The sequence below is a fragment of the Microcoleus sp. genome (assembly GCF_049646505.1).
Taxonomy (GTDB): Bacteria; Cyanobacteriota; Cyanobacteriia; order Cyanobacteriales; family Microcoleaceae; genus Microcoleus.
The window spans coordinates 1-9574 of sequence record NZ_JBARVX010000062.1 but is presented as its reverse complement, the minus strand read 5'-3'; the positions used below and the strand labels follow the sequence as shown (position 1 = coordinate 9574).

Here is a 9574-nt window from a genome sequence, read left to right as displayed (position 1 = left end):
ACAGACACCAACATAATATTAGCAATACCGATGCCGCCAACTACCAAAGAAATTCCGGCGATCGATCCCACCATCACCGTAAATAAACCTATCACATTGCTAAAAGTATTAACAATCTCAGTTTGATTGATAACTCGAAAATCATCCGCTTGCGGCGGATAAATATTGTGGCGCAAGCGCAGGATATTTTCAACTTGAAATTGAGCATCCGCTAAATCCGCTTCGCCTGCAGTTTCCAACCAAAAACCAGAGATTGCAATCCCCGCTAAAGAATTTCTCCCCACAATCCGCGAAGACATATTTTTGAGGGGAATATACACTCGATCGTCCTGATCGGTTCCCCCTACAGACCCCTTGGTTTCCATCACTCCAATGACCTTGTAGCGGTTTCCCTGAATGCGAATATCGGAGGATAGCGCATTAGCTCCGGCTCCAAAAAGTTCGTCCCGCACATTAGAACCGAGGACAACTACTGGCTCAGCAGCATTCAATTCATCCTCAGTAAAAAACCGTCCTTGTTGGGGTTGAATGTTCTTCACATCTGGATAGTTTAAATCTGTTCCCAAAATAGCAGTAAATGAATTTTGTCCGCCGTAAACGATTTGCACTTGGCGCTGCAAATAAGCGGTAATTGCTTTGACTGCGGGAGCTTGTTTGCCGATCGCCTTTGCGTCATCCCAAGTCAGGGTTGTAGCAGAACCGCTTCCCTGACTGACACCGCCCGATCGCGAAGCACCGGATAACACCAACACCACATTTGTACCCAAAGATTTTAACTGTTCTTCTGTTGATTTTTGGACTCCTTGTCCTACCGAAGTAATGGCAATTACTGAAGATATCCCAATGATTACACCCAGCATGGTTAAACTGGTACGCAATTTGTTATTCCACAGCGCTTCTGTCGCCATGAAGGTGATTTGAAGGTTGGATATTTTTTTGATAGGTGGGCGAGTTTTTAATTTCATTAGGTGGTTGGGAATTGGGAATTGGTAATGGCTAATTGGTGAGGATTAAGATTTTTTTTACCGCAGAGAGCGCAGAGAGCGCAGAGGGAGAGAAGAAAGAGATCGATAATTCTGATACGAACATATTTAATATGATTTATGCTCAATAATTAATCTGTGTTGTGCTTTCTTTCTTCATTTTTCCCACTAACGCAATCGCGTTCTACCACCTGGTTGCAAACCCGGTATCCCGCCCGATGGATTTTGGGATTTGGGCTGCAATCCGGCGGGTACGCTAAGCAGCACTTTTTCATTTCCTTTCAAACCCGATCGCACTTCTGTCTTGTCATCCACCGTCATACCAGTTTTAATTGGCATAAAAGCAGGTTTGCCATCTTTTCCGCCGGGAACAAATACTCCAGTTTCCCTTTGTTGGCGGACAATTGCCGCAGTGGGGACTACCAAAACATTTTTGAGTTCGCCTGCTTTAAACTCCACATTTACATTCATCCCAGAACGCAACATTTCTTTATTGTCATTAATAATTGCGGCTTTTACCTCAAAACTCGTCACATTTTGCAGGACGATCGACTGAGGCGAAATTTGAGTGATTTTACCGGCAAAAGTCTTTCCTGCAAAAGCATCGGCTTGAATAGACGCAGCTTGGCCGATCTTAATCTGAGAAATATTAGTTTCTGCTACGTTTGCTACTAATTGATTTTTTGAAGCTAAGGACAAAATCGAAGAAGAAGTTGCCGAAGAAACCGCACTTCCCGCCGTCGTGGGAGTCACGAAAGCGCCCGGATCGGCGTACTTGCGGGTAACAGTGCCGCTAAAAGGAGCCCTTAACACAGCGTCATTTATCAGGGCTTGAACGCTTTGCAGGCTGCCTCTAGCGGCAAGAACTTGGGCGCGGGCTTGGGCGATGTCTTCGGGGCGGGAACCGGCTTCTAGCAGTGCCAAAGCTTGCTGTTTTTGCTCGACGGCGGCCTCCCCTGCTGCGATGTCTTCGGGGCGCGCGCCCGATCGCGCCAGGGCCAAAGCTTGCCGTTTTTGCTCGACTGCAGCCCGCCCCGCAGCGATATCTTCGGGACGCGCGCCCGATCGCGCTAGGGCCAAAGCTTGCCGTTTCTGCTCGGCTGCAGCCCTAGCTGCTGCGATTTCTTGGGGGCGAGCACCCGCTTTCAGCAAAGCTACAGCTTGTTCGGCTTGTCTGACTTGCGTGCCGGCTCGATCGCGCGCGGTGCGGGAATTGTTGACAACTTGCAAAGCAATCGCCCCAGCATTATAGAGTTCTTGATTTCTCTGAAACTCATCCTCTGCTTGATTTTTAGCGTATTCGGCATCTTTGAGCTTGGCACTTGCTTGGGCGATATCTTCAGGCCGATTCCCCTCAAGCAATTTTTGTAAATTTGCCTGTTGTTCAGCTAATTGTGCCTCGGCGACAGCAACATCTTGGGTTCGATTGCCATTGAGCAATTTTTGTAAATTTGCCTGTTGTTCTGCGACTTGCGCCTCAGCGACAGCAACATCTTGGCTTCGATTACCGTTGAGCAATTTTTCCAGACTTGCCTGTTGTTCTGCTAAAACTGCCTTAGCCGCAGCAATATCTTGGCTGCGATTACCGTTGAGCAATTTTTGCAAGTTTGCTTCGGCGCTTGCGAGTTGTCCGCGATTTTGGGTAAGTTGCCCTTGCAGGTTGGAGTCGTCCATATAGGCGAGAATCTGCCCTTTTTCAACGCTATCTCCTTCGCTGACAAGCAAACTTTTGAGCATTCCTGAAGTTTTGGGGCTGACGTTGACGGAACGTTCGGGTGCAATTGTGCCGTTTGCCGAAATTGTAATCGGCAGGTTCACCCTTTCTACAGCAACGGTTTTTTCCTTGCGCCCGGTTTCGCCACGCTGTTTGACTGCGAATTGGCTGTAAGCTGTGTAGCCGACTCCTGCAAGCAATCCGGTGGCGAGGAGTCCGCCCAGCCAGGGAGTTAGCTCTTTTTTAATGTGAAAGTTTTTTACTAAGTACATATCAATTAGACCAGATGGGTCTGTCTGTGATTTAGACCGATCGGGAACACAAAAGGTTCAATTGAAGTCTGACTAGGTTTTTTCCAGTGTTTAATGCTTGCGGGCGATCGTCCCAGCAATCAGTAGAGTTCATCGGTTGATAATTTTGGGCGATCGGCAAATCACCCAATCTGACGCAGCCGAATCAACTTAAAAAGTTCACATACACAACTTGGGAGAATGTAACTACTCTAATCCAGATTGCTGCAACGCTTGTGCTAGCAAATCTGCAACTTTTAGACATTCCCCCCATTCGCTTAAATAATGAAAATTTAGCCGATCGCCCTGCACCTTCACAACACCCAATACATCTTTCCACTGCGTTTTAAAAACAGCCCCATTCTGTTTATAGAAACAGAGTTTTTGTATAATGATATCTTCGGCTGAATAAATATAAATTCCTCGCTCCGGTCCAGCACTCGCAACGTGCAACTGGCGGCGTTTCATCACAGAAACCGAGAAAGGATCGTCATTGCTCATTACAAAAAATTTAGCCTTTTCGATAGCAGGCAAGTAAATCACATTGAAACAGGATTTGCGAGGTAAACTTTCAGCTCGAAGAATTGCTTCAAATACCGCCGACTCGCTAATATAAAAGTTGTCGGACATGGCGCTGATTAGTTGTGGCGCTTGCTGTGGCAAAATATTAATTACCAAATCTAAATTTTGTGAATTTCTGTTTTCTCCCAGCAAAGAACTTGCTACAGATCCACCAACTAAATAGGAAATGTCTAAGGGCTCCAGAATATCGGCTATTTTTCGCGCCAACCAAATTGGATCTTGAATCACGAAATCACCCCAATTATAAGTATCAGATAAAATATTTATCCAATCATAACCCAAATGGCGTTTAATAAATTCCTGCCTTTTTAATACAGGAGTTGCACTATTGTACTGGCTTTATATTCCCGATATTGCTAGCCTTCGCACGGCTCGATTAAAGTTGATAGTGCGAGTTGCTTTTTCTTGGGGAGTCAGCCGCTGCAACAGTTGAAATATCAGCAATTCGGCTTCTATGCTGGTGTCATATCATTTCCGGTAACACCGTCAGGTGATGTTGACTGTTGACTGTTGACTGTTGACTGTTAAGAGGGCCCGCACTCACAGGCACCGCCCCTACTGACTGTTGACTCTATTTTATTATTCCGATGCAACCGAAAACGATATCAAATGATTGCGGCTTGTATCCAGATTTGACTTTATTTACTGGAATTAACATCAATTTTTTTGTGCAGTAATCTTATACCATTTTTCTTTCATATGTGCTATAGATGAACTCTTAGCCCCCCCGAACTCGCGGGGGGGTTGGGGGGGTAATATCTAGCGCTACTTTATGAAATTGGTATTAGATCGCGTGCGATCGATTACCATAACAAAAACGGTTTGTAGTGCGGACGACCTTCCGTTTTCCGGCACAGAACAAATTCCCCACGCGCTCGAATTTTACTGCGGTCAATTCATATAGTATGACATTATTGTATAACTTGTTAAATGGTATAAAACCGCATATGAACGCAGATAAACACAAATATTTTTTAGAATAAAGTATTCCCAGACTCTGCTTAAAAATTTATTTTACTCTTGAAAAGCCTTGCTGGTTTGGGAGTTGAACATTGGCATATTGGATCGAACATTTAATGGAGGCAGAGCCTCCCGATCTGCGTTACCAGGCAGAGCCTGGTAACGAGTAAACGAGTAAATATTTAATGGAGGCAGAGCCTCCCGATCTGCGTTACCAGGCAGAGCCTGGTAACGAGTAAACGAGTAAACATTTAATGGAGGCAGAGCCTCCCAATCTGCGTTACCAGGCAGAGCCTGGTAACGAGTAAACTCACAAATTTTTTAACAAACAGCCATCACACCCAATTCCTGAATCGCAGCCTCCGGGCCAACCAGAGAAATATACGGTTCGATGAAGTATTTCTTAGCAGCTTCCTGAGCTTGGGCTGTCGTAACTGTAGCAATTTCTGCTTGAAATTGCTCGTCAAATTTAATTCCTAATTCCAAAATTTCGTACCAGCCTAAAACTTGGGCAATTTGCGAGTTAGTTTGTTTTCCTAAAGCATATTGACCGAGCATTTTATTCTTGCAATCTTGCAATTCTTCTTCGCTTAGTTGGGTGTTGGCTAGCCGATCGACCTCAGTACGCAATCCTTCAAAAGCTGTCACCGTATTTTCCGGTGCTGTACCCATGTACGCGACAAACTGAGCCGCGTCTAAGCGTGTCGCGTAGAGCGCGGAAACATCGTAAGCTAAGCCCCGTTTTTCCCGCAATTCCACAAACAACCGGCTCGACAAACCGTTACCCAAATAGGTATTGAGCAACTTAATTGCTGCGTAGTCGGGATTTTTGACCGAGGGTGCGAGGTAGCCGAGCAAAATCACTGATTGCTGGGTATCTTGCGCTTTAGCTACGGTTTGAGGGGAGGGCGTGAGGGGGGAGAAGTTTAAGGTGGGTAGGGGTGTTAAAGGTGCTTTCCAGGAGCCAAACGTGCGATCGATCAGGGCGATCGCATCTTCGGTCGATATTCTGCCGGCTACAGAAATAACTACATTGTCGGGACGAAAATAGGTTTTGTGGAACTGTTCGAGATCGTTTCGGGTCAGCTTTGACATCGTAGCTTCCGTACCCAAGGTAGAGAAAGCATAGGGATGTTCTTTGTACATCGCCTGTCGCAATTGCTCGAAGGCGATCGCAAATGGCTGTTCTTGCTGCGATCGAATTGCTGATATGGCGATGCGGCGTTCGAGTTCGACTTCGGCTTCCGGGAAAGTGGGCGATCGCATCAATTCCGCCGCCAATTCCAAAATGTCTTGAAAATCGGCAGCAACCGTCTTCAAACTGACTAAAAAATAATCTGTAGTCGAGTCTGTACCCAATCTCGCTCCCACCGATTCTACACGTTCGGCTATTTCCAGCGAAGAATGGCGATCGGTTCCCTTAGTCATTACCGCCGACAGCAAGTGACACAATCCTGCTTGTTCCGGCTGTACGCAGCGGCTACCGGCCCGCAGGAATATCCTAGCTGAAATAATATCTGCGGCTGGATTTTCTGCTGCTAAGACAACGATACCGTTATCTAAAATAGTGCGCTGGATTTCATTTTTCATCATTAATTTAGTTGATAATTGGGAATTGGGAATGTGTAATTGGAAAAAAGGTAAGTTGGAATTACTCGATCGGCATTTTGCTATTTTCCATTTGGATCTTGTCACGGTCGGGACTTACGCACGGGTGCTCAGAAACCTGGTTTTTCACGAAAAGACGCGCTGTAGTTCACAGATGAAGTAAAAAACCCGGTTTTTTTGATAGCGGTGCGTTCAAGACTGATGCTGTCAGACCGGCTAGGGTTGGACGCACAATATCTAAATGTAACAAAATCTACTCGCTCCGGCTGCGCCGCCAGCGCAAAAAACCCCGGACAAACGAATATCTATCCGGTACAAAAGATATTAGACCTCTTTTGCAAAATGGGAAAATACCCTGAAATCATCTGCGTCATATCAAATCCGTTAGCATCGGAATAATAAATTAGAGTCAACAGTCAACAGTCAACAGTCAACAGTCAACAGTCAACATCACCTGACGGTGTAACCGGAAATGATATCAATCAGTGTTGCATCTGTTTGATATCTGCGGTTTCTCGATCGAGCCCGTGACTTCTCCTGTGAAATCTGAAGTCTATTGATATTCAATTGCTTAACAATCAAACAGGCTTGAGCACCACAGCGGCGTAGCGACGGGGAGATAAATATTGTTGAGCTAGGCGCTGCAGGTCTAATGGTTTAAATGCTTTAATCGTGGTGGGATAGCTGAGCGCTAATTCGGCAGTGGCGATCGTACTGTAATATCCGTAAAGACCGGCTAACTGTCCCGGCGTTTCGATCGAAAAAGCAAAGTCATTGCACAGCAAACGCTTACAGCGCATCAGTTCTGCCTCCGAAACCGGCTCAGATTGCAATTCCCAAAGCCGATCGCAAATCCGAGCTTCCACTCCTTCGATCTCATCCGCTTCCAAGACTGCACTAATAGTAAACAAACTCGATTCCCGTTGTAGCGAGAAAGAGCTTTCTATCGCCTGTACCAATTGTAATTCTTCGCGCAGTTCCCTGACCAAACGCGAAGTCCGCCCGTCTGCGAGCAACACTGAGAGCAAATCCAAGCCGCAAGCATTTTGCAACTGTTCAACTCCCGGCCCAGTCCAGGCCATCATCAGCCGCCCTTGTTCCAGTCGGGGGATGCGGAGTTCCTGACGGCGGATTTCTACCAGCGGCGGTTCCGCTTCTGCTGCAAATTTGGGACATTCCCACGGATCGGAAAATCGATCGAATGCTTTCTCTGTGATGTCTCTGGCTTGTTCTTCATCAATTCCCCCGACTATCACCACAGTCATATTATCCGGCTGATAGTGCCACCGATGAAAACACCGCATTTCGTGGGGAGTTCGCGACATCAGCAACTCTTCGGTTCCTAGTACCGATCGCCTGTAGGGATGTCGCTGGTAAACTGTTTCCATCATTGCTTGGAAACCCATCCAATCGGGACTATCTTGAGCTTGGCGGATTTCTTCGAGCACCACATCTCGTTCGCGATCGAATTCTGCATCGGGAATCGCAGCGCGCAGCAGCAATTCTGCCAGTGGCTGAGCCGTTTCTGCTAAATAATCAGCCGCAGCGTTGACGAAAAAATGGGCGTAGTCGTGACTTGTAGCTGCATTGGCGACACCGCCGCGATTTTCGATTACCCGGTCAAATTCTCCAGGGGCGATCGAATCCGTCCCTTTAAATATCATGTGTTCGAGAAAATGAGCCATTCCCGACCAAGCATCGGTTTCCCGCGTAGCGCCAGCCCTCACCCACACGTCTAACGCAACCACAGGTGTGGCCGGTATCCGCTGGTGAATGACCGTTAACCCATTGTGCAGCTTCCAGACATTGGCTGGGAACTCTAAAGCAGCGAGCAGTTGAGACAAGCTAGTTATTCTTAAACTTTAGTTAACTTCGGCTGCAACTATAGTAGCGCTTTACTGATGTGCGATCGGGATTAATTGATACAAAACTCAGTTGAGTGTTGGCTGTTGGCTGTTGGCTGTTGGCTGTTGGCTGTTGGCTGTTGACTGTTGACTGTTGACTGTTGGCAGTTGACTGTTGACTGTTGACTGATATTAAGGGTAATTTTGGCTTTTTTTTCAAACGACCTTAGCCTTAATTAATTACCATTTTTTGGTTTAAAAGTCAATAGGTTGCGCGGGATATTAATGAATCAGTCGGGAGAAAGAGGAGGCGATCGGAATATTTCAATAAATTAAGAGATGTAAGAACACTAAAGACATTGAGAGGAGACACGAGAGATGGTAGCTACCCTAGAAGATACCAAGCGCCAAGCGATCGCAACTAAATTAGCAGACATGAAAGCAGTGCAAAATCTGCTGATTGCTAACGAACAATTGTTCATCAATTCCTGCAGCGACTCCGAACTGTGCGATCGCTTCCGGGATATGCTGGAGGACGATCGCAAAAACTTGGGCGTACTGGAAACTACGATCGTCCAATACGGGATTCAAAGCGAACCCAAAGAAACCACCACAAAAATGATCGAAGCAGTTCAGAAACTAATGGAAGGTTCTGAACTCACAATGTTTGAAAAAGTCGGTCAGCACGAACTGCTCAAACACCAACAAACAATGGCCGGGATGTTAGTTCACAAAGCCGCTCAAGTAGTCGGCGCAGACATCGAAGCAGCCATTACTCCCCTCAACACAGTTAACTTTGAAAACCGCGCTCACCAAGAACAACTCAAAGGAGTTCTCGAAATCTTGGGCGTGCGGGAACTGACCGGAAAAGACCCCGATCAAGGCGTTTGGGCTCGCGTCCAAGATGCCGTCGCTGCGATGAGCGGCATCATCGGCGGTGCAGTTACCCGCACCAAAGATGAGATGAACATTGTCGAAATTATCACAATGGATCACCGCAAAGTCGATACCCTATTTATGGAAATCGAAAAAACCGACGATCCTCAAAAACTGCAAGAATTCTTCGGTCAAATTTACAAAGACTTAAGCGTGCACGCAGAAGCCGAAGAAAAAATTGTTTATCCTGCAGTTCGCAGCTACTACACCGATACCCAAGAACTGTACAACGAGCAAGCCGAAATGAAGCAGATGCTCTCCAAAATCAAGGCTATGAGCCCCAGTTCTGCGGATTTTAAAGCTCAAATCACACAGCTTAAAACAGCGGTTCAAGATCACGTCAAGCAAGAAGAAGGCGATATGTTCCCTCAAATTCGCCGCAACCTGAGCGAAGCCCAAATGGAACAAATGGCTACTCAATTCAAAGAAGCAAAAAGCACGATTCAGCAAGAAATGGCTAAGATGAGCTAATTCAGCAGCAAGCTAATTTCCACTCTAGCAAAACTAGAGGATAGTTAAACTGCAACCTATAAATCCCGCTACCAATGTGGCGGGATTACTGTTTTGTGTGAAAAACAATAGACCTCTTGCAAAAGTCCTTTTCATCAATTGAGCGGACGGGCAAGATGCCCATCCCACAAGAGTTATTTTTTCTTG

Annotated in this window: 8 protein-coding genes; 2 read left to right on the top strand and 6 right to left on the bottom strand. The window is 46.3% G+C overall.

Features of this window, described 5'->3' with window-relative positions:
• From WBA89_RS03285 to WBA89_RS03275, 3 genes are all read right to left on the bottom strand, one after another.
• Positions 1 to 965, bottom strand: a 965-nt coding sequence (locus WBA89_RS03285) for an ABC transporter permease (protein ID WP_424404045.1), incomplete at its 3' end; no start/stop codon positions are given.
• Positions 966 to 1151: 186 nt separating this feature from the next.
• Complete coding sequence (locus WBA89_RS03280) at positions 1152 to 2969, bottom strand: efflux RND transporter periplasmic adaptor subunit (protein WP_424404043.1); 1818 nt, start codon at positions 2967 to 2969, stop codon at positions 1152 to 1154.
• A 225-nt stretch (positions 2970 to 3194) separates the two neighbouring features.
• A complete protein-coding gene (locus tag WBA89_RS03275; protein WP_424404041.1) occupies positions 3195 to 3797 on the bottom strand; it encodes a hypothetical protein in 603 nt (200 codons plus the stop codon).
• A 544-nt stretch (positions 3798 to 4341) separates the two neighbouring features.
• Here WBA89_RS03275 and WBA89_RS03270 point away from each other — a divergent pair.
• Complete coding sequence (locus WBA89_RS03270) at positions 4342 to 4473, top strand: hypothetical protein (RefSeq protein ID WP_424404039.1); 132 nt, start codon at positions 4342 to 4344, stop codon at positions 4471 to 4473.
• 377 nt (positions 4474 to 4850) lie between these two features.
• On the opposite strand, the gene WBA89_RS03265 is transcribed toward WBA89_RS03270, so the two are convergent.
• The 3 genes from WBA89_RS03265 to WBA89_RS03255 all read right to left on the bottom strand — a co-directional run bounded on the left by WBA89_RS03265 (position 4851) and on the right by WBA89_RS03255 (position 8201).
• Positions 4851 to 6119, bottom strand: a complete 1269-nt coding sequence (locus WBA89_RS03265) for a M16 family metallopeptidase (protein ID WP_424404047.1) — start codon at positions 6117 to 6119, stop codon at positions 4851 to 4853.
• 596 nt (positions 6120 to 6715) lie between these two features.
• A complete protein-coding gene (locus WBA89_RS03260) occupies positions 6716 to 7981 on the bottom strand; it encodes a M16 family metallopeptidase (protein ID WP_424404037.1) in 1266 nt (421 codons plus the stop codon).
• A 22-nt stretch (positions 7982 to 8003) separates the two neighbouring features.
• A complete protein-coding gene (locus tag WBA89_RS03255) occupies positions 8004 to 8201 on the bottom strand; it encodes a hypothetical protein (protein ID WP_424404035.1) in 198 nt (65 codons plus the stop codon).
• 158 nt (positions 8202 to 8359) lie between these two features.
• Here WBA89_RS03255 and WBA89_RS03250 point away from each other — a divergent pair, with 158 nt between their 5' ends.
• Positions 8360 to 9388 (top strand): hemerythrin domain-containing protein, encoded by a 1029-nt coding sequence (locus WBA89_RS03250; RefSeq protein WP_424404033.1) that lies wholly within the window; start codon positions 8360 to 8362, stop codon positions 9386 to 9388.
• Positions 9389 to 9574: the final 186 nt, after the last annotated feature.

Bases quoted from the DNA above. Each gene is read 5' to 3' on its own strand.
- WBA89_RS03280 (WP_424404043.1), bottom strand. From the start codon at position 2,969: ATGTACTTAGTAAAAAACTTTCACATTAAAAAAGAGCTAACTCCCTGG.
- WBA89_RS03270 (WP_424404039.1), top strand. From the start codon at position 4,342: ATGAAATTGGTATTAGATCGCGTGCGATCGATTACCATAACAAAAACG.
- WBA89_RS03250 (WP_424404033.1), top strand. From the start codon at position 8,360: ATGGTAGCTACCCTAGAAGATACCAAGCGCCAAGCGATCGCAACTAAA.
- WBA89_RS03265 (WP_424404047.1), bottom strand. From the start codon at position 6,119: ATGAAAAATGAAATCCAGCGCACTATTTTAGATAACGGTATCGTTGTC.